Here is a 24,515-nt window from a genome sequence, read left to right as displayed (position 1 = left end):
CATAGACGGCGCGAACCGGCCCTCACAGCTCAGTCCGCGGGTGAATGCGAGATGCAGATCGAAACGCCCTACCTGATGTTCCTGGGCGACGTGCCCGATACGCTGGCCGCCAAGACGGCCTACGGCATCGCCGACTGGCGCCCGGAATGGTGCGTCGGCCAGCTTCGCCTGGACGGATGCGCCGCCGATCTCGGCATTCCCGACCTGACCCTGGACGAGGCCGTGGCCAAGGGCTGCAAGACCATGGTCATCGGCGTCGCCAATGCCGGCGGCGTGCTGCCGCCGCATTGGGTGTCCGAAGTCGTGGCCGCGCTCGATGCCGGGCTCGACATCGCCAGCGGCCTGCATGTGCGCCTCGGTTCGGTCCCCGAGATCGCCGAGGCGGCGGAGCGGAACGGCCGGCAACTCCACGACGTCCGCCACACCACCGAGACCTTCGACACCGGCAAGGGCACGAAGCGGACCGGCCGCCGGCTCCTCAGCGTCGGCACCGATTGTTCGGTGGGAAAGAAGTACACCGTCCTCGCCCTGGAGCGCGGCATGCGCGAGCGCGGCCTCGACGCGGATTTCCGTGCCACCGGTCAGACCGGGGTGTTCATTTCCGGGCGCGGCGTCGCCATCGACGCGGTGGTGGCCGATTTCATCTCCGGCGCCGTCGAATGGATCTCCCCGGCGGCGGACCCCGATCATTGGGACCTGATCGAGGGGCAGGGCTCGCTCTACCACCCTTCCTTCGCCGGCGTCAGTCTCGGCCTGCTCCACGGCGCCCAGGCCGATGCCTTCGTCGTCTGCCACGAGCCGAGCCGCACCGCGATGCGCGGGGTGAAGCATCCGCTCCCCTCGATCCAGGAGGTGATCGACCTGACGATCCAGCTCGGCAGCCTCACCAATCCCGGCATCTGCCCGGTCGGCATCGCGGTGAACACGCAATCGCTCGGCGAGGACGAGGCGCGGACCCTGCTCCAGGACCTCACCCGCGAGCATGGGCTGCCCACCACCGATCCGGTGCGTTTCGGCGTCGACGGGATCATCGACCGGATGCTGGCGGAGTTTCCCGCCGGGAGCGCCGCATGACCCGCCGCCTCACCGTCGCGGTGGAGCGCTTCCCGATCGCGGGCGCCTTCACCATTGCCCGCGGCAGCCGCACGGAAGCGGTGGTGGTGCTCGCCACCATCGCGGACGAGGCGGACGGCCATGTGGGACGCGGCGAATGCGTGCCTTATCCGCGCTACGGCGAATCCCCGGAGAGTGTCTGCGCCCTGATCTCCGAACAGGCCGGTGCCATCGCGTCCGGCGCCACCCGCACCGACCTGCTGACGCTGATGAAGGCGGGCGCCGCCCGCAACGCCCTCGACTGCGCCCTGCTCGACCTCGAGGCCAAGCAGCTCGGCCGTCCGGCCTGGGAGATCGCGGGCCTCAGCCCGCCGCAGGTCGCGACCACGGCCTACACGCTGAGCCTCGGCACGCCCGAGAGCATGGAGGACGCCGCCCGTTCCGCCGCCCATCGTCCGCTGCTCAAGGTCAAGCTCGGCGGTGAGGGCGACCCGGCGCGCATCGCCGCCGTGAGGCGCGGCGCGCCGGATTCACGCCTCATCGTCGATGCCAACGAGGCGTGGCGGGCGGAGACCATCGAGGCGAACCTCGCCGCCTGCGTGGCGGCGGGCGTCGGCCTGATCGAGCAGCCGCTCCCCGCCGGGGAGGACGACCTCCTCGCGCACATCCCCCGGCCGATCCCGATCTGCGCCGATGAGAGCCTGCATGACCGTGCCGGTCTCGACGCCCTGAGCGACCGCTACGACGCCATCAACATCAAGCTCGACAAGGCCGGTGGCCTCACCGAGGCGGTGATGCTGGCGCACGAGGCCAAGGCGCGGGGTCTCTCGCTGATGATCGGCTGCATGGTCGGCACCTCGCTCGCCATGGCCCCGGCGATGCTGCTCGCCCATCACGCCGATTACGTCGACCTCGACGGCCCCCTGCTGCTGGCGCGGGACCGCGAACCGGCCCTGCGCTTCGACGGCAGCCTGATCCATCCGCCGACGCCGGACCTGTGGGGGTAGGACGGCGACCGATGGCGGAGCCGACGGGTTCCGGGGAGAGCCCCCCTTACGCCCCGCCTGCCTTTCAAATCGGCCGAGTTGATCCGGCAAAATGGTGCCGATCGGCCCTGTCGAGTTGACGGAATGGTGCCGGGGCGGGCATGGCCCGATGCCTGCGACCCGTGTTCGGCCGCAAGCGTGACAGGTCCACCATGTTGAAGACCCGTATCATCCCCTGCCTCGACGTGAAGGACGGACGCGTCGTCAAGGGCGTCCAGTTCCTGGAACTGCGCGATGCCGGCGATCCGGTGGAGGCGGCCAAGGCCTACGATGCGGCCGGGGCGGACGAACTCTGCTTTCTCGACATCACCGCGAGCCACGAGGCACGCGGCACCCTGCTCGACGTGGTGAGCCGCACGGCCGAGGCCTGCTTCATGCCGCTCACCGTGGGCGGGGGCGTGCGCACGGTGGAGGACATCCGCACGCTTCTGCTTGCCGGGGCCGACAAGGTCTCGATCAACACGGCGGCAGTGAACGACCCGTCCTTCGTCGAGCGCGGCGCCCTCAAATTCGGCAGTCAGTGCATCGTCGTCGCCATCGACGCCAAGCGCACCTCCGCTCCGGGCGAACCCGATGCCTGGCAGATCTTCACCCATGGCGGCCGAACGCCGACCGGGCTCGACGCCATCGCGTTCGCCCGCACGGTGGCCGCGCGCGGCGCCGGCGAACTCCTCGTCACCTCCATGGATCGGGACGGGATGCGCTCGGGATACGACATCGCGCTGACGCGGGCGATCTCGGACGCCGTCTCGGTGCCGGTTATCGCCTCCGGCGGCGTCGGCGGCCTCGACGATCTCGTGGCCGGCGTACGAGACGGCGGCGCCAGTGCCGTCCTCGCCGCCTCGATCTTCCATTTCGGACAGCACACCATCGCCGAGGCCAAGGCGCATATGGCGGCGGCCGGCTTGCGCATGCGGCTCGATCCGTGACGCGTTCGACCCCGCCGCGCCCTCGTCCCCCGCGCCCACGCTTGCCCAATTCCGCCTTGTGCCGCAGGCTCCGCACCGTCGCGCGTGAGGCCCCGCTCGCCAACGTCCCTAGGATCGCATGACCGATTTCAGCTTGAGCGACCTGGAGGCCTTGGTGGCCGACCGGGCCGCGGCGCCTCCGGACCAGTCCTACACCGCCAAGCTCCTCGCGGGCGGCCCGGCCAAGGCCGCCAAGAAGCTCGGTGAGGAAGCCGTGGAGGCGGCGATCGCGGCCGTCCAGGGCGACCGTGCCGGCCTGGTGAGCGAGGCGGCCGACGTGCTCTACCACCTCCTCGTGGTGCTGCGCTCCGGCGGCATCGGCCTGCCCGAGGTGATGGCGGAACTCCAGCGCCGCACGGCGCAGAGCGGCATCGCCGAGAAGGCGGCCCGGAGGCAGACGTGACCATCGAGCCGCAACGACCCATCGCCGCCGTGTCGGGGCATGAGCCGGTCCTGCGCGACCCCGTCATGACCCGCGACCTGGCCCTCGGCCAGGACCCGGTGACCGGGATCGGGCCGGAGCGGCTGTCGCCCTATCGGCTGTTCCCCCGCGAGGAATGGGCGCAGTTGCGCGCCGAGACCCCGCTCACCCTCACCAGCGACGACGTCGCCCGCCTGCAATCGCTGAACGACCCGATCTCCATCGAGGAGGTGGTGGCGATCTACCTGCCGCTGTCGCGCCTGCTCTCGCTCTACGTCGCGGCGACGCAGGGGCTGTTCAAGGCGACCCAGCGCTTCCTCCTCGCCGAACACGAGGCCAAGGTTCCCTACATCATCGGCGTCGCCGGATCGGTGGCGGTGGGCAAATCCACCTCCGCCCGTGTCCTCAAGGCGCTGCTCGCCCGCTGGCCCAACACGCCGAAGGTCGATCTCGTCACCACGGACGGGTTCCTGCTGTCCAATGCCGAGCTGAAGCGCATGGGCGCGATGGAGCGAAAGGGCTTCCCCGAGAGCTACGACACGGCGGCCCTCCTGCGCTTCCTCACCGACATCAAGGCCGGCAAGAAACGGGTCGCCGCGCCGCTCTATTCCCACCTCGTCTACGACGTCGTGCCGGGCGAGGAGCGGGTCATCGAATCCCCCGACATCCTCATCGTCGAGGGACTCAACGTCCTTCAGCCGGCGCGTTTGCCCCGCGACGGCACCGCGATTCCGTTCGTCTCCGACTTCTTCGACTTCTCGATCTACCTCGACGGGCACGAGGACGACCTTCACCGCTGGTACGTCAACCGCTTCCTGCGCCTGCGCCAGACCGCCTTCCGCGACCCGCTCTCCTACTTCCGCAAATATGCCGAGGTGACGGAGGCCGAGGCGCTCGACATCGCCGATACCCTCTGGACCACGATCAACCTGCCGAACCTGCGCGACAATATCCTGCCGACGCGCCAGCGGGCGAGCCTGATCCTGGCCAAGGGCGCGAGCCACCGGATCGAGAGCGTGGCGCTCAGGCGGCTGTGAGCGCCTTCAGCCCATGCAGGCATCCTCCTTCTTCTCGAAGGCTTCTGACTTTGGCTCGTGCTCGCCCGGCCGGCCACGGCCGATGACTCCGTCGGACCGGGCGCGCAGATAGACGTAGACGTCGTCGATGTAGCACATGACGTTCCTGTCCTCGCCGAAAGCCGGCATAACCAGCTGCTCGGAGGCGTTCACGTCCTTCTTGCCGCCGACGACGATCCCCACGAAGGTCGCGTAATCGTCGTGCTTCAAGGCGTCGACGAGGGAGGGGGCGTAGGTCGAGCCCGCCCCATCCGGGCCGTGGCAGACGATGCAATTGGCGTTGTAGCGCAGGTAGCCCACCATCGAGCTCCAATCGACCCGCTTGCCGCCATCGCTGACGCGGTAGGTCGGAACGCCGTCCTTATCGAGGTAGCGGATGCCGTCGAACCGTGTCGGCCGGACCGGGCCTTCGCTCGTCAGGGCGGCCGGCGGCATGGGATCGGCCCTGACGCTCGACGATGTCGGCACCGCGCCCAGGCAGAGGAGGGCCAAGCCAATCAGCGAGATGCAGCGCACGGGAATTCTCCGATCCGTCCTGGGACCGGACAACGTTGCCACAGGTGGCACGGCTTTGCAGCCGGTGCCCGCTGGACGTCACCCCATCGGATACGCCGCCTCCGCCACATAAGGCCCGCCGCCCCGCGACTCCCGCGCCGAGAACAGCGCCACGCGCGTCGCGGTGAACCTCAACGTCGGGAACAGCCCCATCTCCGCGAGGTAGTCGGCCACGTCCGGTGCGCCGGCCTCGCGCCGGTTGAGGCGGGCGAGGGTCACGTGCGGCGTGAACTTGCGCCGTTCCGGTTCGGCGCCGGCGGTGCGGGCGAGGCGCTCGTGCTCCTCCTGCAGGTCGAGGAGGTCGGCGCCGGGATGCACGCTGGCGATGATCGCGCGGGGCCTGTCGCCGCCGAACGCGTCGAGGCCGCCGAGTGTCACCTCGAACGGCGCGCGCCGGCGCGCCTCGACCAGCCCCGCATGGAACGCTCCGGCCACATCCTCGTCGACGTCGCCGAGGAAGCGCAGGGTGATGTGGAGGTCGCCGCGCTCGATCCAGCGCGCGCCGCGAAGGCCGCATTGATGGCGCGCCAGCGCGTCCGCGATGGGGGCCGGGATCTCCAGGGCGGTGAAAAGGCGGGGCATCGGGTTATTTCGGGGCCGGACTGAGCTGGTCGAGGAAAGTCTCGACGGTGGGCAGGATGCCGGCGACGATGGTCTCGACGCCCTTCACGTTGGGGTGGAGCCCGTCCTCCAGGTTGAAGCGCCGGTCGCCGAGGATGCCTTCAAGGAAGAACGGATAGAGGATGAGCCCGTAGCGCGCGGCGAGATCCGGATAGATCGCGTCGAACCGCGCGACGTAATCCGGGCCGAGATTGGTCGAGGCTTTCATGCCGGCGAGCAGAACCGGGATGTTGCGGGCCTTGAGGCGCGAGACGATGGTGTCGAGCGCCTTGCGCGTCACGGCGGGATCGGTGCCGCGCAACATGTCGTTGGCGCCGAGTTCGAGGATCACGCCATCCGTCCCGTCGGGGACAGACCAGTCGAGCCGGTCGAGGCCGCCGGTGCTGGTATCGCCGGAAACCCCAGCATTGGCGATCGACACGGCGCGGCCCCTGGTCTTGAGCTCGCGCTCCAGTACGCTGGGGAAGGCCGCCGCCGAGGGCAGGCGGTACCCGGCGGTGAGGCTATCGCCGAAGGCCACGAGGTTGAGCGGCCGGGACGCAGCATGTCCGATGCCCGTCCCGGCTCCCAGTGCGGCAAAGAGAGCCATCGTCAGGGCCGCCCGGCGCGTATGCTGGCGCGGGCGGCCTCCACCAACCATATCGACGCCGATGCGTGACGTATGACACAGACCCATTCCCGCACAGCCCCGACCTATGGTGTTCATGACGATGGTCTCACACAGATCGGTTCTGCCTTGATGCCCGGCAAGGTCCAGAGCCCGGCGATCGCCCTGTCGCGGATCGATCTCAGCCTCGGGCGGGGCGCGGCCCGGGTGCATGTCCTGCGCGGTATCTCCCTTGACGTGGCGCGCGGTGAAGCGGTGGGCCTCGTCGGCCCCTCGGGGTCCGGCAAGTCGACCCTTCTCATGGTGATGGCCGGTCTGGAACGGCCGGAATCCGGTCGCATTGAGGTGGAAGGCACCGATCTCGGAGCCCTCGACGAGGATGCGCTGGCGCGGTTTCGCGGCCGACGTATCGGCATCGTGTTCCAGGCGTTCCATCTTGTGCCGACGATGACGGCGCTGGAAAACGTCGCGCTTCCCCTCGAACTCGCCGACAAGCCCGATGCGCATCAGCGAGCGAGGGCCGAACTCGACGCGGTCGGTCTCGGCCACCGCCTGCACCATTACCCGGCCCAGCTCTCCGGCGGCGAGCAGCAGCGCGTCGCCATCGCCCGCGCTATCGCCCCGGACCCGGCGATCCTGGTGGCCGACGAGCCCACCGGCAATCTCGACGAGGCGACGGGGCGCCAGATCGTCGATCTGTTGTTCGCCCTGAAGCGCGACCGGGGCGCGACCCTCGTCCTCGTCACCCACGATCCCGGCCTCGCCCGGCTCTGCGACCGGACGGTTCGCCTGCGCTCGGGTTTGGTGGACGAGACGGTGGCGGCGTGAGGATGGATGGTCCTGGCGCATCCATCCTTCCCGCAGAGGCGGGGAGGTCGCCCGCGCGGACGTCTCGTCCGCTTGCGGCCGAGGGCCTGACCCATGCACGGTAGCCTGCCTCAGGCCATTCCGACCCCGCGCCCCAGTCGCGTCCCGCTCACCCTCCGCCTCGCCTTGCGCGAGTTGCGCGGCGGCCTGTCGGGCTTTGCGGTGTTCCTCGCCTGCATCGCGCTCGGCGTCGCCGCGATCTCCGGCGTGGCTTCGATCTCGCGCTCACTCACCGACGGTCTCGGCCGTGAGGGGAAGCGCATCCTCGGCGGCGACGTGACCTACAGCCTCATCAACCGCGAGGCGACGCCGGACGAGCGGGCCGCGCTCGATGCGCAGGGCAAGGTCTCGGTGCTGACGACCCTGCGTGCCATGGCGTTGGCCGGGGACAAGGGCGCGGCCCTGGTGGAGTTGAAGGCCGTGGACGGCGCCTATCCCGCCGCCGGAGACCTCGTCACCGATCCGGCCTTGCCGCTCGCGGATCTTCTGGCCGAGAAGGACGGCGCGTTCGGCGCCGTCGCCGACCCGCTCCTGCTCACGCGCCTCGACCTCAAGGTGGGCGACCGGATCGAGATCGCCGGCAAGGCGATCGCGATCCGTGCCACCCTGGTCTCCGAGCCCGACAAGATCGCCAACGGCATCGGCTTCGGCCCCCGCCTGCTGGTCTCCGCCGCGACGCTCCGGGCGACGGGCCTGATCCGGCCGGGCAGCCTCAACCGCTGGAGCTACCGCATCCAGGCGCCCGAGGCCGACGATGCCGAGTTGGAGCGGCGGACGGCCGCAATCGCCAAGGCGGCCCCGGATGCCGGCTGGGAGATGCGCTCCCGCTCCAATGCCGACCCGCGCTTCGCCAAGAGCGTCGAGCGCTTCACCCAGTTCCTCACTCTCGTCGGACTCACGGCCCTGATCGTCGGCGGGGTCGGCGTGGCGAATGCCGTGAACGCCTTCGTGGCGCGCAAGCGCGGATCCATCGCCACCCTGAAGTGCGTCGGCGCGCCGGGGGGGCAGGTGGTCGGCCTCTACCTGACGCAGGTGATGCTCATCGCCGGCCTCGGCACCGCGATCGGACTCGTCATCGGCGCGGGCCTGCCCTTCCTCCTCGACGCCCTGTTCCACGATGCGCTGCCGCTGCCGCTGAACCCGACCCTGGCGCCTGTGGAATTGCTGCTCGCGGCCGCCTACGGGCTCCTCACGGCGCTCGCCTTCGCCATCATTCCGCTCGGCCATGCCCATGACGTGCCGGTCTCGGGCCTGTTCCGCGATGTGGTCGATCCCGATACCCGCAAGACGCGGCTGCGCTACCGGCTCATCCTCGTCGCGGCGCTCGCTTCCCTGGTGGCGCTGGCCCTCGCCACCGCCTTCGACCGCAGGGTGGCGCTGATGTTCATCGTGGCGGCCGGCCTCGCCTTTGGCCTGCTGCGGCTGGTCGCTCTCGGTCTCATGGCCCTGGCGCGGCGTCTTCCGCGTCCGCGCTCCGCCGCGCCGCGCATGGCGCTTGCCAATCTCCACCGCCCCGGCGCGCTGACGCCGGCCATCGTCCTGTCGCTCGGGCTCGGCGTCACGCTGCTGGTGACGTTGAGTCTGATCGACGCGAATGTGCGGCGGACGCTGACGAGTTCGCTGCCGGCCCGCGCGCCGAATCTGTTCTTCCTCGACATCCCGGCGGCCGAGGCTGACGGTTTCCACACGGCCCTCGGCACGCTCGCGCCCGGCGCCAAGATCGAGCGCGTGCCGATGATGCGCGGGCGGATCGTCGCCATCAACGGCGTTCCGGCGGCCGAGATCAAACCGCCGGAGGATGCCGCCTGGGTGCTCGATGGCGACCGCGGCATCACCTATTCCGAGGATCTGCCCGAGGGCTCGAATCTCGTCGCCGGCGCGTGGTGGAGCGCGGAGGAGGGGGCAAAACCCCTCGTCTCGTTCGATTCTGAACTCGCGCGCGGCCTCAACCTCGGTGTCGGCGGCACCGTCACGGTCAACGTGCTCGGGCGCAACCTCACGGCCACGGTCGCCAACCTGCGCAAGGTCGAGTGGCGCAATCTCGGCATCAACTTCGTCATGGTGTTCTCGCCCGGCACGTTCCGGGGCGCGCCGCATTCGGACCTCGCCACCCTGACGCTGGCCGGCGGGCCGGACGCCAAGGCCGAGGCCGTGATCCTGCGCGACGTCGCCCGCGCCTTCCCGTCGGTGACCAGCGTGCGGGTGAAGGACGCCCTCGACACGGTCAACGACATCGTCGGCAAGCTGGTCCTGGCGATCCGCGGCGCCAGCGGCGTCGCCGTGGTGGCGAGCCTGTTCGTGCTTGCCGGCGCCATCGCCGCCGGTCATCGCGCCAGGCTCTACGATGCCGTGGTGCTCAAGACATTGGGCGCCACGCGCGGGCGCCTGCTCCTGGCCTATGCGCTGGAATACGGTGCCTTGGGGCTCGCGACGGCCGTGTTCGGGCTCCTGGCCGGGACGCTCGCGGGCTGGGTCATCGTCACCCGCGTGATGAAGCTCGACTTCGCCCTCGATCTGTCCGGTGCTCTTCTCGCATCCACCCTCGCGGTGGTGTTCTCGATTCTCCTCGGCCTTGCCGGGACGTGGCGGATCCTCGGGCAGAAGCCGGCTCCCTATCTCCGTCAGTTCTGAGCCGGGCGGACATTCGGCCGGCCGGTCGGTCGACACCGAGGCGGCATCCCCGGCCGGGTCGAGAGGAGGCCGGAAGTCATGGTTTATGTCTCGTCACCACAAATTCGCGCCGCCGCGAAGATGAAGACCGAGATTTAATCCGTGATTGTCCAAATAAAGATCGCGCTCAATGACCTCGATTCTTGGCCCACAAAGCTCGGCCGCCCCCTTGTGCAGAGCGGCATGACGGAACATATTTCGGCCAAGGCGCGGTGTCGCGCCAGAGGTCATGTGCGTGAGCCTCGGTTCCAAATCACACGCTGAGAGAGCTTCCAAGGGAAACTCCCATGGCATTCGATAATAGCCCCTTCCGCTACGGCGCCCAGCCTCAGGGCTATGCCGGCTCCCAGGTCGATGTCGACCAGGGCCTGCGCGCCTTCATGCTCGGCGTCTACAACAACATGGTCATCGGCCTCGGGATTTCCGGCCTGGTGGCGCTCGGCCTGAACATGGCCGCGACCGCGCAGACGGCGACGGGCAAGCTCGCCCTGACCCCGTTCGGCCAGATGCTCTACACCAGCCCGCTCAAGTGGGTGCTGATGCTCGCTCCGCTCGCGTTCATCTTCATCTTCACGATGCGGATGGACAAGATGTCCGCCTCCTCGGCACGCATGACCTTCTTCGCCTTCGCGGCGGTGATGGGCGCATCAATGTCGACGCTGCTCCTCGTCTTCACGGGCGCCAGCGTGGTCCGGGTCTTTTTCATCACGGCGGCCACGTTCGGCGGTCTCAGCCTCTACGGCTACACCACCAAGCGCAGCCTCTCCGGGATGGGGTCGTTCCTGATCATGGGCGTGATCGGCATCCTGATCGCTTCGGTCGTGAACATCTTCCTAGCCTCGAGCGCGCTTCAGTTCGCGATCTCGGTGCTCGGTGTCCTGATCTTCGCGGGCCTTACCGCCTACGACACGCAGAAGCTCAAGGAGATGTTCCTCTACAGCGGTGCCGATGCCGAGGGCGCGGCCAAGCTGTCGGTGAACGGCGCTCTGACCCTGTACCTGGACTTCATCAACATGTTCCAGTTCTTGCTCCAGCTCCTCGGCGACCGCCGCTAAGCGAGCTTTCAGGACACGGATCGAAAGGCTCCGTCGGAAACGCCGGGGCCTTTTGCATTTCAACAACGGCGGTGATGCGAGGATAGCGCGTTGGGTAGGCCGGTAGTACCGCAGATCGGGCTCGGCCCGGGACGGGATACGCCGCCGCCGAGCGACGTGCCGACCTACCTCGTCGTCGGGGCGAGCGTCGCCGCCGCGATCAGTGCCGGCGCATGGGCGGGTCTGGGAGCCGCGATCGTCGCGGGCGTCGTCGCGCTGGTCGTATTCGGCAGCCTGTATTCCATCGCCGCGCGGAAATGGGGCTGGCCTCCGATCCGGTGGGACGCGATCCCGTTCATCATCCCCTGATGCCGGCGATCACACCACGCGAAGGGGCTTCTCCAGAGCCACCAGGACGCGGGCGAGGTCGTGGCCGCGTTTGAGCACGGTGCCGGCGGCCGAGATCACCGCGAAGGCGCCCTGGCGCCGGGCGAGTTTCGGGTCCTTCTCGACCCGGAACAGCGGGGTCTCGGACGAGCGTCGGTAGATCGAGAACACCGCCTTGTCGCGGCGAAAGTCGAGGGCGTAGTCGCGCCACTCGCCGGCCGAGACCATCCTGCCGTAGAGGTTGAACAGGGTCCTGAGCTCGCTGCGGTCGAAGGCGACCTGTGGCACCACCGGGGCCGTCGGGAAGGGCACCACGCGGCCGCTGGAATCCTGCGATCGCGGCTCGGCTCCGGTCCTCTCGTCCATCCTCGCTCCTCGGTTTAGCATTGAGCCCCGTCGACCGTAACCGGGACGACGCCCCCGGACGCACGTGCGATTTCGGCATTCCCGGACGCGACGTCGCCGTCCCGGCCCGATGCCATGGCGGATCACGGCGGGCGCCGGCTCCGGGATGATGGGCCTCCACCCGAAGGGCCGCAAGCCCGGCGCGCCTCGAACGTCGCCTGTCTCGCGCCGGCTCACGACGGCGAGGCGAGACACCGAACGGCAACACATCATCACGATTTCGCCGCCAAACCGCCCATCGTCGGCCTTGATAGAAGATGATACCTGTGGCCGAACCTCGTCGGTTCCGTGCTCGGTCGGGCGACCGATATCCATGCTCCCCAGCTTTCGGGAGCCTGCCGATGTCACGGAGGCGACACTCCAGAGGTTTCGAGACCCAAGGACTTCAGGCCGCCTCTTCGGAGTGCGGCCTTTTTTTCTGCCATGCCGGCGCTCCGTGGTCTAAAATCATCCCTCGCGGCGATGGATCGCTCGTTTCCTTCCTCTCACCGCCCTTGAGGCCGGTGGTCGAGGACGGGATCGAACCGGCCGGTCATGTCAGTGAGGGGCGGCAGGTTGTGGTGAGTTTCGATCCCGGCTTTCGCGAGACGCTCGGCGACCTGTTGGCCTGGCGTCGCGACGTGCGCCGCTTTCAGAGCCAGCCGGTCGATGAAGCCCTGCTGCGGCATTGCCTCGCCCTGGCCCGGCTCAGCCCGTCCGTCGGCAACAGCCAACCCTGGCGCTTCGTCCGGGTCGCCGACCCGGCCCGGCGCAAGGCGGTGATCGCCAGTTTCGAGCGCTGCAACGGGGCGGCGGCCGGAACCTACGATGCGGAGCGCCGGGAGACCTATCTCCGCCTGAAGCTCGCGGGATTGCGCGAGGCACCGATCCATCTCGCGGTGTTCTGCGACGAGGCCACGGAGGACGGCCATGGCCTCGGCCGCGCCACCATGCCGGAAATGCTGCGCTATTCGGTCGTGACGGCGGTGCACGCCTTCTGGCTCGCCGCGCGGGCGCACGGCCTCGGTGTCGGCTGGGTCTCGATCATCGAGCCCGAATGCGTCGCGTCGCATCTCGACGTGCCGGCGGAATGGCGCCTCGTCGCCTATCTCTGCGTCGGTCACCCGGTGGAGGAGCATGACGACCCCGAACTCGTCCGGCACGGCTGGCAGCAGCGGGATGCGGCGGCGGCGCTGCTGGAGCGCTGACCGGCGTCGTCCTTAATCAAAGCTTGGGCACGTCGCTCGCATTTATCGCGAGAGCCATGGGCTGTACTTAACTGCACTCCACGATTTCAGTGCGTATCCGACAGATGAACCTCGCCGGTAACCGGAACGGCAACGTCGACAGCGGCTTATCGTGAAGCTCACGGTCACGCTTTCGAGGATGACGACAGATGTTTGCGCGGAATGGTTTCACTGCTTTCTTGACGGGTACGGTCCTGAGCGCCGGTCTGGCGGCGACACCGGCCGCATCGCGCGAACTCGTGGCCTTCGATCAGGCCGCCATGCCCGGCACGGTCGTGATCCGCACCTCGGAGCGCCGGCTCTATCTCGTGAACGGCGACGGCACCGCGATCCGCTATCCCGTGGCGGTGGGCAAGCCCGGCAAGCAATGGACCGGTGCCACACAGATCGACGGCAAGTATGTGGAGCCGGCCTGGTCGCCCCCGCGTGAGGTGAAGCGCGACAACCCGCGCCTCCCCGACGTGATCGCGGGCGGTTCGCCGCACAACCCGATGGGCGCTGCGGCGATGACGCTGTCGGGCGGCGAATACGCCATCCACGGCACCAACCGCCCGAACTCGGTCGGCACCTACGCCTCCTACGGCTGCATCCGTATGTACAACCAGGATGTGGTCGATCTCTACGAGCGCGTCAGGGTGGGCACGCAGGTCTACGTTACACGGTAGAGGCGGTCTCAGAAATCAACGGCGATGCCTTTGACTTCCCAATCGTCGTAGCGGACGGGCTCCAGGCCGCCGCGACCCTGGCGCTCGCGGGCGGCGGAGATCTCCGCCGCCTTCGCGTCGATGGCGCTCCGGCGCTCGGCGGCCTCGGCCAAGGCCCGTGTCGCGGCCGGGGTGAGGGTGGGCCGGGGCGTGATCACGGCGTTTTCCGCGTCGTCGGGCGTCGTCATGGCTTGCATCTCGATGGGCCGGATGGGAGGGCATCCGTTGGGAACGGCTCCGGGTGACCGGGCCTCTGATACGGAAAGTGGCACTCATGGCGACACGCCGCAACGCGGATGGGCCGACGACGACGATCGACCGCACGGTTCCGGGCCTCGCCGCCCGACAGGTGGCACATGCCGCCGTGGCCGATCTCCTCGTGCAGGGCCGCGCCTTCGCCCTGGAGGACGCCCTCGCCCAGGCGGGCCGCGACGCCGGGTTGGATGCCGCCGATGCCTCGCTGGCGCGCGCCATCGCCACCGCCACCTTCCGCCGCCTCGGTTTCCTGCGCCGGATGCTGGCCGCGCGGATGAACCAGGGCCTGCCGCCGGACCAGCCCCGGCTCGTGGCCCTGCTCGTCACGGGCGCGGTCCAGATCCTCGATCTCAACGTGCCCGACCACGCCGCCGTCGATCTCTCGGTCCGTCTCGCCAAGGGCGACCCCTACCTGCAGCACACGCCCGGCCTCGTGAACGCCATCCTGCGCCGGGTCATCCGCGAGCGGGAGGCCATCGCGGCCGAGGCATCCGATCCCCTGGCGCAGAACACGCCGGACTGGCTCGCCGCGCGCTGGGCCTCCGCCTACGGGCCTGAGACGGCACGGGCCATCGCCTCCGCCCATCTGTCGGGGGCCTCCCTCGACATCACACCGCGCGGATCGGCCGAGGAATGGGCCGGGCGCCTGGGCGGCGTCGCCCTGCCCACCGGCAGCATCCGTTTGCACGAGGTCCGCTCGGCGGTCTCCGAACTGCCCGGCTATGACGAAGGCGCGTGGTGGGTCCAGGACGCCGCCGCCGCCATCCCGGCGCGCCTCCTCGCCGTGAAGCCCGGCGAGCGCGTCGCCGATCTCTGCGCGGCCCCAGGCGGCAAGACCGCCCAGCTCGCCGCCGCGGGCGCCGACGTGGTCGCGGTCGATCGCTCGGCCCAGCGCCTCGAACGGCTCGGTGAGAATCTCGGCCGCCTCGGTCTGACGGCGGAGATCCGCGTCGGCGATGCGACCCAGCTTCCGGAGACGGATGCCGAGACGTTCGACGCCGTGCTCCTCGATGCGCCGTGCTCGGCCACCGGCACCATCCGCCGCCATCCGGACGTCGCCTGGACCAAGGCCGGGGGCGATGTCGGGCGCCTCGCCGGTCTGCAGCGCCGTCTGCTCGACCGTGCCGCGACCCTGGTGAAGCCGGGCGGCCGCCTCGTCTACTGCACCTGTTCCCTGGAGCCGGAAGAGGGGGAGGGTCAGATCGCCGCCTTCCTCGCCCGCAATCCCGCTTTCGAGCGCGCTCCCATCCGGCCCGATGAGGTCGGTGGGCTCGCCGAACTCGTCAACGGCGACGGCGACTTGCGGACGCTCCCGTCGCATCTGAGCGGCGAAGCGGTCGCCGGCGAGGTGACGCCGCCACCGGTCCGCGGCGGAATCGACGGGTTCTTCGCGAGCCGCCTGGTCCGGAAGGGTTAGGCCGCTTGGTGCATCCCGCCTGCCGTGCCATTGCCAGGCTGGCCGGGGCCCTGTCCCTCGTCGGCCCGGCCCCGGCCGACGAGGTCGACCGTCGCATCCTGCCGGCGCAGCCGGCCTATCTCCGCAATCCCGGCTGCGCCCCGGTCGCGGCCACCATCCCCTTCGAGATCCATACCGGCACCCGCGATGTGGGGATCTCGCCCGCGCCCAGCGAGCTACCCCTGAACCAGGGCGAGAGCGCCATCTGTTTCGCCTACGCCACCGCGGACATGATCTCGCACCGGATCGGCAAGCCGGTCTCGCCCCTCGACGTGGCGACGAAATTCTATTTCGCCGACCCGGCAAAACTGCCCGCAATCCCGGTCCCGCACCTGAAACGGCATCTGAAGGCGCATCCGGCCTACCGTGCCGACATCGCCTGGAGCCGCAACAGCGCTGAGGTCACCAAGGACGGCAACCCGGCCCTGGAACCGTATTTCGACAAGATCGAGGGCGGCGAGGAGGATACGGCGGCGCTCCTCTACAATATCGGCGGGTTCTGTGAGGACCGCGACCTGCCGTCCAACGACGGCTACCGCTACGTGATGCCGGTCTTGCGATCGTTGCGCTACCGGACGCGCCTGCATGCCACGAAGCAGAGCTACCGCTCGGTCGCCGCCACCGCCGCGCATCTGCGCAGCCGGCGGGCCGATCCGTTCAACGCGGCCTGGATCGCCCATGTGGAGACGGTGTGCCGACGCGCGCCGTTGCCGGTGCCGCTCCTGCCGGTCTCCTACCGCGTCGCCGCGAGCCAAGCCGATTTCGCCGACATGCTCGAATCCGGCCGCCATCCGAGCAGGGCCAAGCTCGACCGCATCCTCGCCATGGTCGATTACGCCCTGGACAATGGCCGCGTCCCGACCGTTGGCTACAGTTGGTACCTGCTCGAGGCCCGCGATCCGAAGGACCCCGACCTGTTCGCCGACCATGCGAGCCCGGTCATCGGTCGCCGCAAGGCGGGGAATGCCTGCCAGTACCGCATCCAGGACAATACCGGCGAGTATTGCGGGCGGTTACGCGACGGCATCCGGGAACGCTGCGACAATGGCCGGATCTGGGTAACCGAGGACGAGTTGCGCCGGACTTTGTACAGCGTCACCTACCTCAGATAGTCATCATCGGGGGAGACTTCGTCTCTAGGGCGTGATGATCCGCATGGAGACGGTCTGGACCCCGCCTTCGGCCTGGAGACCCGTCTGCGGGGTCGATGTTTTCAGACGCGCCATGAACTTGCGCACCTCGTCCGGCGGCAGCGCGCCGACCGGGGCGATCATCATCGACAGCAGCGCTTTGGTCTTGCGGTCAACCATGGCGGAGCGGCTCACCGGTTCGAAATCCCGGACACTGTGAGTCTTGTCCTCGTTGCCGGTGAAGACGCGGGCGCCGTCCTTTAGCACGACGATGTCGCCGGGCCGGAGGGTCGGGTCCTTCAGCAGGGCCGTCATCGGCCCGGAGGAAATGGAAATCGGTGTCTGGCGGTCGCCGACATGCAGTTGCAGTGGCTCGCTCTTCGGCAGGGCCGCGTAGCGGATCTTCAGGCGAGGGCGGCTCGCTTCGCGCCGTGACGGAAGCCTCTGCTCGATCGCCAAAGCGGGCGAGACCGGCTGCGCTTCGACCACGGGACGTGCCGGAGAAAACAGAGCCTCGAAGAGACCGCCCAATCCACGGTCTCCGGAGCTCTGCGCCATCGCCGCGCTGGTACTGCACAATAACGCAGCAGCGGAAACTAAGATTCCAGCCCGCTTGAGAACGCTGATGACAGTCATAGGCACGCTGCCATTGCTGGATGCTGCAGGAACGACGCTCGGTCGGCGCTGTGTATAACCTGTGCAGCATTCAAGCGTTCCGGCCGCGCTTGGTGAAAAATACACTTTGCCGGCCTGCGCCTTCTATGCGCCTTGCAGCGAACGAGGGCGGGAAAACGCGAGCCCGATGACGATGATGCCGTCCGACGAGTGTCGGCATCCTTAATTGTTGGTTAATAGGCACAGCCTAGCTTCGGACTGGGCGACATCCGGCATCATGCCCATACGGGTCGATGGGCTGGAGGAAAGGCGTGCGTGGGTTGGGGGGCTGATCGCTGGCGATTCTATCGGCTCGTCGGGCGCGAGATCGCGCGCTCGGCGCGCGGCGTGTCCGCACGCCTGACCGCGAGCCCGGATCTTCTCGCCCGCGCACGGGTCAGCGCCCTGGTCATCGCCCCGCACGATCTGCGTACCAGCGATGCCACCTTCGCCGACGACATCTATGCCGGCCTGTTCGTCTTCGCTGGACGCTCGCTCTCGGTGAGCGGTCGGTCGCCGTTCGATTACGCACCGCCTTCGCCGGAATGGGCGGATGCGTTCTACGGATTTGGCTGGCTGCGCCATCTCCGTGCCGCCGACACGGCATTGGCCAGGGCCAATGCCCGCGCCTTCGTGGCGGATTTCATCACCGGCCGTGGCGACGCGACCCTGGCCGAGCCGGTGCCCGTGGCGGCACGGCGGCTGATCTCGTTCCTGTGCCAGTCGCCGCTGGTTCTGGAAGGAGCGGACCACGCCTTCTATCAGGCCTTCCTCAAGGCGGTGGGCCGCGGCGCCCGCGACCTCGAACGCTCCCTTCGACGGGGCCTGCCGCCGCAATCGCGTCTCCTGGCGGTGGTGGCACTCTGCTATGCCGGCCTGTGCTGCGAGGGCGTCCAGCCAATCCTGCGTCGGGCCACCCGCATCCTGTCGCGAGAACTCGATCGGCAGATCATGGCCGATGGCGGCCATCGCAGCCGCGATCCGCGCTTCGCGATGGAATTGCTGCTCGATCTCTTGCCCCTGCGCCAGAGCTTCCTCAGCCGCAGCCTCGATCCGCCGGAAGCCCTGCTCCACGCGATCGACCGGATGCTGCCGCTCCTGCGTCTCCTGCGCCATGGCGATGCGTCCCTGAGCCATTTCAACGGCATGGGTGCCACGGCGGCGGATCATCTCGCCACGCTGCTGGTCTATGACGGTGCCATGGCGCAGCCGATGATGCATGCGCCGAATTCGGGCTACGAGCGGCTGGAAAGCGGGCGCGTCGTCGTCGTCGCCGATGTCGGCGCGCCGCCGCCCTTGCCCTATTCGATGAATGCCGGGGCCGGCTGCCTCTCCTTCGAGATGTCAAGCGGCCCACAGCGGGTGGTGATCAATTGCGGCCTGCCGGCGAGCGGTCCGGAATTGCGCCGCCTCGCCCGCAGCACCGCCGCGCATTCCACCGCCACGGTGGGAGATTCCTCGTCCTGCCGCTTCCTCGGCGCCGCCGAGGGGTTGGGCAGCCGCCTGGCCGCCGACTGGCTCATCGGGCGGATCGGGCCCGTGCTCGTGCGTGGGCCGCGCGCGGTGAAATCCGAGCGGACCAGCGAGGCCGGCGCATCGATCCTCGCCGGACGCCATGACGGCTATGTCGTCGAGTTCGGGATCGTCCACGAGCGCCGCTGGCGCCTCCTGCCCGATGGGGCGGGCCTCGAGGGCGAGGACGCCTTCGTGCCGGTGGCCACCAAGGGCAACCGCATCCGTCTGCGTCCGCCGGAGGCGGCGATCCGCTTCCACCTGCACCCCGCCATCGCCGCCACCGCCGCCGAGGGCGGGGGGATCGATCTGGCATCCCCGCTGGGGGAGGTCTGGCGCTTCGAAGCCGTGGGAGCTGCCGTCGCCCTCGAGGAGAGTGTGTATTTCGCGGGCCTCACCGGCGCGCGGCGGACCGACCAGATCGTCCTCTACGTCACGGCCGGGGAGGGCGCGCGGGTCCGCTGGCGGTTCCTGCACCTCGCCCAGGCTCCGAGCCGGAGCGAGCCCGCCAGACTCGAGACTCCCGTGGCCGATGATGCGGCGCGGTAGCCGATAGGGCCGCATCTGTGATACCGGGCGCGCTTGAAGGGCAGGATCTGCCCTGTCCCGGACGGTTTACGACGATGTCGCATGATCAGGTGCGGGTTAGCCGCGCGCTTCTTTCCGTTTCCGACAAGACGGGCCTCGTGGACTTCGCCCGTTCGTTGTCCGAGCGCGGCGTCGCCCTGGTCTCCACCGGCGGCACCCATCGGGCGCTCAGCGAGGCGGGATTGCCCGTCACGGAAGTGGCCGAGATCACCGGCTTTCCCGAGATGATGGACGGGCGGGTGAAGACCCTGCACCCTGCGGTGCATGGCGGCCTCCTCGCGGTGCGCGACGACCCGCAGCATCAGGCGGCGCTCGCCGCCCACGGCATCGGCGCCATCGATCTCCTCGTGGTCAATCTCTACCCGTTCGAGGCGACGATCGCGAAGCCGTGCGCCTATGACGATGCGGTGGAGAATATCGATGTCGGCGGCCCGGCCATGATCCGCGCTGCGGCGAAGAACCATGCCGACGTGGCGGTGGTGGTGGACGTGGCCGATTACGGCGCCGTCCTCTCCGAACTCGAAGCCGGCAACGGCATGCTCGGTGCGGCGACCCGCAAGCGCCTGGCGCAGAAGGCCTTCGCCCGCACCGCCACCTACGATTCCGCCATTGCCTCCTGGCTCGCCGACCATGTGGAGATGGAGGAGGCGCCCGCTTTCCGCGCCTTCGGCGGCACCCTCGCCCAGTCCCTACGCTACGGCGAGAACCCGCACCAATCGGCGGCCTTCTATCGGACGCCCGGCTCGACCCGGCCCGGCGTGGCGACGGTGCGCCAGCTCCAGGGCAAGGAGCTGTCCTTCAACAATCTCAACGACACCGACGCGGCCTATGAATGCGTCGCCGAGTTCGATCCGGCCCGCGCCGCCGCGGTGGCGATCATCAAGCACGCCAATCCTTGCGGCGTCGCCGAGGGTGCGAGCCTCGCGGAGGCCTATGAGCGGGCACTCGCCTGCGACCCGACATCGGCCTTCGGCGGCATCGTCGCGCTGAACCGTACCCTGGATGCCGAATCGGCCGCTCGCATCGTCGAGATCTTCACAGAGGTGATCATCGCGCCGGACGCCACCGAGGAGGCGATCGCCATCGTCGCCGCCAAGAAGAACCTGCGCCTGCTTCTCGCGGGCGGTCTTCCCGACCCGCGCGCCAAGGGCTTCGCCATGCGCAACCTCGCCGGCGGCATCCTGGTCCAGGGCCGCGACGCGGCTGTCATCGACGACATGGCGCTGAAGGTGGTCACCAAGCGCGAGCCTTCCGCGCAGGAATACGCGGATCTGCGCTTCGCCTACCGCGTCGCCAAGCACGTCAAGTCGAACGCCATCGTCTATGCCCGCGACGGCGCCACCGTGGGCATCGGCGCCGGGCAGATGTCGCGGGTCGATTCCTCGCGCATCGCTGCCTGGAAGGCGGCGGAGGGCGCCAAGCGCATCGGCGCGGCCGAGAGCCTCGCCAAGGGCTCGGTGGTGGCCTCGGACGCGTTCTTCCCCTTCGCCGATGGCCTGATCGCGGCGGCCGAGGCCGGCGCCACGGCGGTGATCCAGCCCGGTGGGTCGATGCGTGACGTCGACGTGATCAAGGCCGCCGACGAGGCCGGCCTCGCGATGGTGTTTACAGGGCATCGCCACTTCCGGCACTGATGCCGCGCGGTGCGCGGCGGACGACCTGCGCGCATCGCCCTGTCGAGGCTTTCTTCCATGACCAACACTCACATGTCTTCCGATCGCGCCCAGCGCCGAGCGGCCGGCAAGCGCCTGCGCGATTCGGTGCCGCGGGAATCCCACGCCGATTGGCATCCGGCGGAGGGCCGCGATCCGTTCGCGATCCTGCACGCCAACGATGTCGGCCGGCTGATCGAACTGATCCCCCTGCGTTACGAGCGGATGCGGGCGAACCCGTTCGCCTTCCTGCGCGGGGCCGCCGCGATCATGGCCGCCGACCTCGTCGGCGTTCCGGTTCCGGGCATTCCGGTCCAGGCCTGCGGCGACTGCCACATCGGCAATTTCGGCGTGTATCGCAGCGCCGAAGGTCAGACCCTGTTCGACATCAACGATTTCGACGAGACGCTCTGGAACGTCGATTTCACCGTCGACGTGAAACGTCTCGCCGCCAGTGTCGCCGTCGCCGCCATGGCGCAGGGCGAGGACAAGGCCCATCGCGCGGCCCGGGCGAGTGTCTGCGCCTATCGTGAGCACATGCGCGAGCTGTCGCATCTCTCGCCGCTGGCGATCTGGCACAGCCGGATCGATCTCGATCACGAGATCGGTCGTCTCGGCGACGGGGACCTGTGCCGGCGTCTCCTGGCCGACGCTGCCTCCGAGACCGCCGGCGGTCTGAGCCACGGCGACGCCCCCGACCTCGATCCGGACAGCTTCCATTCCGATCCGGCCCAGTGGCGCATCGCGGACAAGGCCCCGACGATCTTCCATGACGGGCCGAACGGACTGACCGAGGCGGTGCAGGAAGCCGCCGCGGCGCTGCTGGCCTATCCGCAGAGCCTCCAGGCCGACCGCAACCTGCTGGCCCTGCGCTACGTGCAGCGCGATGTCGCCTTCAAGGTCGTCGGGATCGGCTCGGTGGGCACGGTCTGCGCCGTGGGGCTCTACACCGATGCGGATGGCGCGCCGCTCTTCCTGCAGATCAAGGAAGCCCGGCCTTCGGTTCTCGCTCCGCTCGCCCTGAGCCCGTTCTTCCTCGCATCCGAGGGCCAGCGCGCGATCGACGGGCAGCGCATCATGCAGGCGGCGAGCGACATGTTTCTGGGAACCGCCTATTCCGAGGTCAGCGGGCGTTCCTTCTACGTTCGCCAGTTGAAGAATAAGAAGCTCTCGGCGGTCGGCGAGATCCTCTCCGAGAGTGGCCCCAAGGCCTATGCCCGTCTGTGCGGCACCACGCTCGCCCGCGCCCATGCCCGCTCCGGAGATGCGGCGATGATCGCCGGCTACCTCGGCAAGGGTGACGCATTCGACGAGGCCGTCGCCGAATTCGCGATGCGCTATGCCCGGCAGACGAAGTCCGATCACGCCATGCTGCTGGAGGCGTATGAGGACCAGGCCCAGCCCGAATGACGAGGGGCCGACGATAATCCTTCGAGGCAAGGCAGTGCCGACATGGAAAGGGCCCCGTCGCGAGATGGGGCCCTTTCCATTTCACCCTCCCGCTCGCCGCCTGCGGAAAGCGGGAGCGAATGGTCGTGGAAACCGAGGCTTCCGCGACCGGTGCCGGCATCGGACCGGATCGACAATCCCGTCCGACGCCGACGTCCCGCGATTACCGCGCCGGGCGGTCGTCCCAGGTGAAGATGTCGCGATCCTTGGTCTCCGGGATGAACAATGCACCGATGATCGCGGTCGCGATGGCGATGACGATCGGGTACCAGAGGCCGAAATAGATGTCGCCGGTCTGCGCCACCATGGCGAAGGCCGTCGCCGGCAGGAGGCCGCCGAACCAGCCGTTGCCGATATGGTAGGGCAGCGACATCGAGGTGTAGCGGATACGCGTCGGGAACAGTTCGACGAGGGCCGCCGCGATCGGGCCGTAGACCATCGTCACGTAGAGGACGAGGATCGTCAGGATGCCGATGATCGTCAGTTTCTGCACCGAGAAGATATCGATCATCTTGGCGAGGTTCGACAGGCCGTCCTTCGGTTCGATGACGATCTTCACGATGCTCGGATTGGCGGCTGTGGGGTAGCCGGCGGAGGTGAGCGCCGCGCCGATATCCTTGGCGAAGGTCGGGTCGGCGGCGGCGAACTCCTTGCCGGCGACGGTGACGGTGGCCTTGGTGCCGGGAGCGGCCGGCTCGGTGGTGTAGTTCACCGCGGACCGGGCGAGCAGCGCCTTGGCGATGTCGCAGGAATTGGTGAACTTGGCCGTTCCAACCGGATTGAACTGGAACGAGCAATCCGCCGGGTCGGCCTTGACCACCACCTGCGTGCTCTGCTGAGCCGCGTGCAGGGCCGGATTGGCCGCAGCGGTCAGCGCCTTGAACAGCGGGAAGAAGGTCAGCGCCGCGATCACGCAACCGCCGAGGATGATCGGCTTGCGGCCGATCTTGTCGGAGAGCGCGCCGAAGAACAGGAACCCGCCGGTGCCGAGGATCAGCGACCAGGCGATGAGCACGTTGGCCGTGAACTGATCGACCTTCAGGATCGTCTGCAGGAAGAACAGAGCGTAGAACTGGCCGGTATACCAGACGACGGCCTGGCCGGCGGTGAGGCCGAGCAGGGCGAGAAGCGCCCACTTGGCGTTGCGCCACTGGCCGAAAGCCTCCGAGAGCGGCGCCTTCGAGCCGGTGCCCTCGTCCTTCATCTTCTTGAAGGCCGGGCTCTCCTGCATCTGCAGCCGGATCCAGACCGAGACGCCGAGCAGCACGATCGAGACCAGGAACGGAATGCGCCAGCCCCAGGCGGCGAAGGGCGTGATCGTGCCGGCCGAGCCATCGGCGAGGGTGGTGGCGACGGGCGCGTAGTTCGCGTTGACGTAGATCTGGGTGAACAGGATCACCATCAGCGAGAGCAGGAGGCCCAGCGTCGCCGTGGTCTGGATGAAGGCGGTGTAGAAACCGCGCCGGCCGCGAGGAGCGTGCTCGGCCACGTAGACCGCCGCGCCGCCGTACTCACCGCCGAGGGCCAGGCCCTGGAGCATGCGCAAGGCGAGCAGAGCAACGGGGGCGATCCAGCCGACGCCGTACTCGTTCATCGTCGCGTAGGAGGGCAGCAGGCCGACCACGAAGGTGGAGATGCCCATGATCAGGATGGTGATGAGGAAGGTGTACTTGCGTCCCACCAAGTCGCCGAGGCGTCCGAACACGAGCGCGCCGAAGGGGCGGACGAGGAAGCCGGCGGCGAAGGCGAGCAGGGCGAAAATGTTGCGCGTGGCTTCCGGGTAGGCCGAGAAGAACTGGGCGCCGATGATCGCGGCGAGCGATCCGTAGAGATAGAAATCGTACCACTCGAACACGGTGCCGAGCGATGAGGCCAGGATGACCTTCTTCTCGCCCGCACTCATCGGCCGGGCGGCTTCCGTCGGTAATGGCACTGCTGACGACGCAGACATGGAAACTCCTCCAGATTTTTTTACTTCCAGGCTTTTACAGGCCTGGCTTCCATCACGTCGAAGACACGGCCGCTGCGGTGGCGTTCGCAGTTGGCTAAGTCCCGGCGCGCATTGGTCTTCACGCTCACATGAATGAGAGCGGTCGACGCTACCTCACGCCTTGATTTCGCCCAAGAGTGAAAACGCTGCGCGAGTGCACGGTGCTCACGTTTTTGTGTGCAGATGTCT

23 protein-coding genes are annotated in these 24,515 nt (G+C 68.6%); 16 read left to right on the top strand and 7 right to left on the bottom strand.

All coding sequences use genetic code 11. The features are described 5' to 3' along the window. The first annotated feature begins 51 nt into the window (after positions 1-51). From dgcN to coaA, 5 genes are all read left to right on the top strand, one after another. Entirely contained in the window at positions 52-1,074 is a 1,023-nt protein-coding gene (gene dgcN, locus A3OK_RS0113875; protein WP_019905488.1) for an N-acetyltransferase DgcN, read from the top strand. Then, positions 1,071-2,060, top strand: coding sequence for an N-acetyl-D-Glu racemase DgcA (gene dgcA / locus A3OK_RS0113870; protein WP_019905487.1), 990 nt, complete (start codon positions 1,071-1,073; stop codon positions 2,058-2,060). Before dgcN ends, dgcA begins: the two co-directional genes overlap by 4 nt. Positions 2,061-2,251: 191 nt before the next feature. Then, complete coding sequence (hisF, locus tag A3OK_RS0113865; RefSeq protein ID WP_026597267.1) at positions 2,252-3,028, top strand: imidazole glycerol phosphate synthase subunit HisF; 777 nt, start codon at positions 2,252-2,254, stop codon at positions 3,026-3,028. Positions 3,029-3,146: 118 nt separating this feature from the next. Beyond that, positions 3,147-3,470: a phosphoribosyl-ATP diphosphatase gene (locus A3OK_RS0113860; RefSeq protein WP_019905485.1), complete on the top strand. Its 324-nt coding sequence runs from the start codon at positions 3,147-3,149 to the stop codon at positions 3,468-3,470. A gap of 65 nt (positions 3,471-3,535) precedes the next feature. Beyond that, positions 3,536-4,525, top strand: coding sequence for a type I pantothenate kinase (gene coaA / locus A3OK_RS0113855; RefSeq protein WP_026597266.1), 990 nt, complete (start codon positions 3,536-3,538; stop codon positions 4,523-4,525). Positions 4,526-4,531: 6 nt separating this feature from the next. On the opposite strand, the gene A3OK_RS0113850 is transcribed toward coaA, so the two are convergent. The 3 genes from A3OK_RS0113850 to A3OK_RS0113840 all read right to left on the bottom strand — a co-directional run bounded on the left by A3OK_RS0113850 (position 4,532) and on the right by A3OK_RS0113840 (position 6,329). Next, positions 4,532-5,080 carry a c-type cytochrome, methanol metabolism-related gene (locus tag A3OK_RS0113850; protein WP_019905483.1) on the bottom strand — a complete coding sequence of 183 codons (549 nt, stop codon included), beginning with the start codon at positions 5,078-5,080 and terminating at the stop codon, positions 4,532-4,534. 78 nt (positions 5,081-5,158) lie between these two features. Continuing rightward, positions 5,159-5,701: an RNA 2',3'-cyclic phosphodiesterase gene (gene thpR, locus A3OK_RS0113845; protein ID WP_019905482.1), complete on the bottom strand. Its 543-nt coding sequence runs from the start codon at positions 5,699-5,701 to the stop codon at positions 5,159-5,161. Between the two features lie 4 nt (positions 5,702-5,705). Then, entirely contained in the window at positions 5,706-6,329 is a 624-nt protein-coding gene (locus A3OK_RS0113840; RefSeq protein ID WP_026597265.1) for an arylesterase, read from the bottom strand. 150 nt (positions 6,330-6,479) lie between these two features. Between A3OK_RS0113840 and A3OK_RS0113835 the strand changes: the two genes are divergently transcribed. The 4 genes from A3OK_RS0113835 (at position 6,480) to A3OK_RS0113820 (ending at position 11,287) form a co-directional block, all read left to right on the top strand. Next, a complete protein-coding gene (locus A3OK_RS0113835; protein WP_019905480.1) occupies positions 6,480-7,175 on the top strand; it encodes an ABC transporter ATP-binding protein in 696 nt (231 codons plus the stop codon). A gap of 93 nt (positions 7,176-7,268) precedes the next feature. After that, the gene (locus A3OK_RS0113830) at positions 7,269-9,845 is read left to right on the top strand and encodes an ABC transporter permease (RefSeq protein WP_019905479.1); all 2,577 of its coding nucleotides are present in this window, start codon (positions 7,269-7,271) and stop codon (positions 9,843-9,845) included. 326 nt (positions 9,846-10,171) lie between these two features. After that, on the top strand, positions 10,172-10,939 hold the full coding sequence (locus tag A3OK_RS0113825; RefSeq protein ID WP_019905478.1) for a Bax inhibitor-1/YccA family protein: 768 nt from the start codon (positions 10,172-10,174) through the stop codon (positions 10,937-10,939). Positions 10,940-11,029: 90 nt separating this feature from the next. Beyond that, the gene (locus tag A3OK_RS0113820; RefSeq protein ID WP_155912021.1) at positions 11,030-11,287 is read left to right on the top strand and encodes a hypothetical protein; all 258 of its coding nucleotides are present in this window, start codon (positions 11,030-11,032) and stop codon (positions 11,285-11,287) included. A 9-nt stretch (positions 11,288-11,296) separates the two neighbouring features. Here the strand turns inward: A3OK_RS0113820 and A3OK_RS0113815 are convergent, their stop codons facing one another. Beyond that, positions 11,297-11,671, bottom strand: a complete 375-nt coding sequence (locus A3OK_RS0113815) for a DUF2794 domain-containing protein (protein ID WP_019905476.1) — start codon at positions 11,669-11,671, stop codon at positions 11,297-11,299. A 599-nt stretch (positions 11,672-12,270) separates the two neighbouring features. On the opposite strand from A3OK_RS0113815, the gene bluB reads away from it, so the two are divergent. Next, positions 12,271-12,897, top strand: a complete 627-nt coding sequence (bluB, locus tag A3OK_RS0113810) for a 5,6-dimethylbenzimidazole synthase (RefSeq protein WP_245259357.1) — start codon at positions 12,271-12,273, stop codon at positions 12,895-12,897. Positions 12,898-13,085: 188 nt separating this feature from the next. Next, positions 13,086-13,601, top strand: coding sequence for a L,D-transpeptidase (locus tag A3OK_RS0113805; protein WP_019905474.1), 516 nt, complete (start codon positions 13,086-13,088; stop codon positions 13,599-13,601). 8 nt (positions 13,602-13,609) lie between these two features. Here A3OK_RS0113805 and A3OK_RS0113800 read toward each other — a convergent pair whose 3' ends face one another. Next, complete coding sequence (locus A3OK_RS0113800) at positions 13,610-13,828, bottom strand: DUF1674 domain-containing protein (RefSeq protein WP_019905473.1); 219 nt, start codon at positions 13,826-13,828, stop codon at positions 13,610-13,612. Between the two features lie 86 nt (positions 13,829-13,914). Between A3OK_RS0113800 and A3OK_RS0113795 the strand changes: the two genes are divergently transcribed. Together A3OK_RS0113795 and A3OK_RS0113790 are read left to right on the top strand one after the other, a co-directional pair. Further along, on the top strand, positions 13,915-15,312 hold the full coding sequence (locus tag A3OK_RS0113795) for an RsmB/NOP family class I SAM-dependent RNA methyltransferase (RefSeq protein WP_019905472.1): 1,398 nt from the start codon (positions 13,915-13,917) through the stop codon (positions 15,310-15,312). An 8-nt stretch (positions 15,313-15,320) separates the two neighbouring features. Continuing rightward, entirely contained in the window at positions 15,321-16,463 is a 1,143-nt protein-coding gene (locus A3OK_RS0113790; protein ID WP_155912156.1) for a hypothetical protein, read from the top strand. 24 nt (positions 16,464-16,487) lie between these two features. On the opposite strand, the gene A3OK_RS0113785 is transcribed toward A3OK_RS0113790, so the two are convergent. After that, the gene (locus A3OK_RS0113785; RefSeq protein ID WP_019905470.1) at positions 16,488-17,012 is read right to left on the bottom strand and encodes a hypothetical protein; all 525 of its coding nucleotides are present in this window, start codon (positions 17,010-17,012) and stop codon (positions 16,488-16,490) included. 399 nt (positions 17,013-17,411) lie between these two features. Here A3OK_RS0113785 and A3OK_RS0113780 point away from each other — a divergent pair, with 399 nt between their 5' ends. The 3 genes from A3OK_RS0113780 to A3OK_RS0113770 all read left to right on the top strand — a co-directional run bounded on the left by A3OK_RS0113780 (position 17,412) and on the right by A3OK_RS0113770 (position 22,297). Continuing rightward, positions 17,412-19,196 carry a heparinase II/III family protein gene (locus A3OK_RS0113780; protein ID WP_019905469.1) on the top strand — a complete coding sequence of 595 codons (1,785 nt, stop codon included), beginning with the start codon at positions 17,412-17,414 and terminating at the stop codon, positions 19,194-19,196. Between the two features lie 74 nt (positions 19,197-19,270). Further along, positions 19,271-20,869: a bifunctional phosphoribosylaminoimidazolecarboxamide formyltransferase/IMP cyclohydrolase gene (gene purH / locus A3OK_RS0113775; RefSeq protein WP_019905468.1), complete on the top strand. Its 1,599-nt coding sequence runs from the start codon at positions 19,271-19,273 to the stop codon at positions 20,867-20,869. A 72-nt stretch (positions 20,870-20,941) separates the two neighbouring features. Further along, positions 20,942-22,297 (top strand): DUF2252 domain-containing protein, encoded by a 1,356-nt coding sequence (locus tag A3OK_RS0113770; protein WP_245259356.1) that lies wholly within the window; start codon positions 20,942-20,944, stop codon positions 22,295-22,297. 202 nt (positions 22,298-22,499) lie between these two features. Here the strand turns inward: A3OK_RS0113770 and A3OK_RS0113765 are convergent, their stop codons facing one another. After that, positions 22,500-24,287 (bottom strand): MFS transporter, encoded by a 1,788-nt coding sequence (locus A3OK_RS0113765; RefSeq protein WP_051092926.1) that lies wholly within the window; start codon positions 24,285-24,287, stop codon positions 22,500-22,502. Positions 24,288-24,515: the final 228 nt, after the last annotated feature.

Origin of the sequence: Methylobacterium sp. 77 (genome assembly GCF_000372825.1) — a bacterium.
GTDB lineage: Bacteria > Pseudomonadota > Alphaproteobacteria > Rhizobiales > Beijerinckiaceae > Methylobacterium.
The sequence above is the reverse complement of the archived record's forward strand: the minus strand, read 5'-3'. Positions and strand labels throughout refer to the sequence as shown.

Coding starts and splice junctions, on each gene's coding strand:
- hisF (WP_026597267.1), top strand. CDS start 2,252: ATGTTGAAGACCCGTATCATCCCCTGCCTCGACGTGAAGGACGGACGC.
- dgcA (WP_019905487.1), top strand. CDS start 1,071: ATGACCCGCCGCCTCACCGTCGCGGTGGAGCGCTTCCCGATCGCGGGC.
- A3OK_RS0113805 (WP_019905474.1), top strand. CDS start 13,086: ATGTTTGCGCGGAATGGTTTCACTGCTTTCTTGACGGGTACGGTCCTG.
- A3OK_RS0113835 (WP_019905480.1), top strand. CDS start 6,480: ATGCCCGGCAAGGTCCAGAGCCCGGCGATCGCCCTGTCGCGGATCGAT.
- A3OK_RS0113825 (WP_019905478.1), top strand. CDS start 10,172: ATGGCATTCGATAATAGCCCCTTCCGCTACGGCGCCCAGCCTCAGGGC.
- A3OK_RS0113765 (WP_051092926.1), bottom strand. CDS start 24,287: ATGTCTGCGTCGTCAGCAGTGCCATTACCGACGGAAGCCGCCCGGCCG.
- A3OK_RS0113815 (WP_019905476.1), bottom strand. CDS start 11,671: ATGGACGAGAGGACCGGAGCCGAGCCGCGATCGCAGGATTCCAGCGGC.
- dgcN (WP_019905488.1), top strand. CDS start 52: ATGCAGATCGAAACGCCCTACCTGATGTTCCTGGGCGACGTGCCCGAT.
- thpR (WP_019905482.1), bottom strand. CDS start 5,701: ATGCCCCGCCTTTTCACCGCCCTGGAGATCCCGGCCCCCATCGCGGAC.
- coaA (WP_026597266.1), top strand. CDS start 3,536: ATGACCCGCGACCTGGCCCTCGGCCAGGACCCGGTGACCGGGATCGGG.
- A3OK_RS0113860 (WP_019905485.1), top strand. CDS start 3,147: ATGACCGATTTCAGCTTGAGCGACCTGGAGGCCTTGGTGGCCGACCGG.
- A3OK_RS0113840 (WP_026597265.1), bottom strand. CDS start 6,329: ATGGCTCTCTTTGCCGCACTGGGAGCCGGGACGGGCATCGGACATGCT.
- A3OK_RS0113830 (WP_019905479.1), top strand. CDS start 7,269: ATGCACGGTAGCCTGCCTCAGGCCATTCCGACCCCGCGCCCCAGTCGC.
- A3OK_RS0113795 (WP_019905472.1), top strand. CDS start 13,915: ATGGCGACACGCCGCAACGCGGATGGGCCGACGACGACGATCGACCGC.
- A3OK_RS0113770 (WP_245259356.1), top strand. CDS start 20,942: ATGTCTTCCGATCGCGCCCAGCGCCGAGCGGCCGGCAAGCGCCTGCGC.
- purH (WP_019905468.1), top strand. CDS start 19,271: ATGTCGCATGATCAGGTGCGGGTTAGCCGCGCGCTTCTTTCCGTTTCC.
- A3OK_RS0113800 (WP_019905473.1), bottom strand. CDS start 13,828: ATGACGACGCCCGACGACGCGGAAAACGCCGTGATCACGCCCCGGCCC.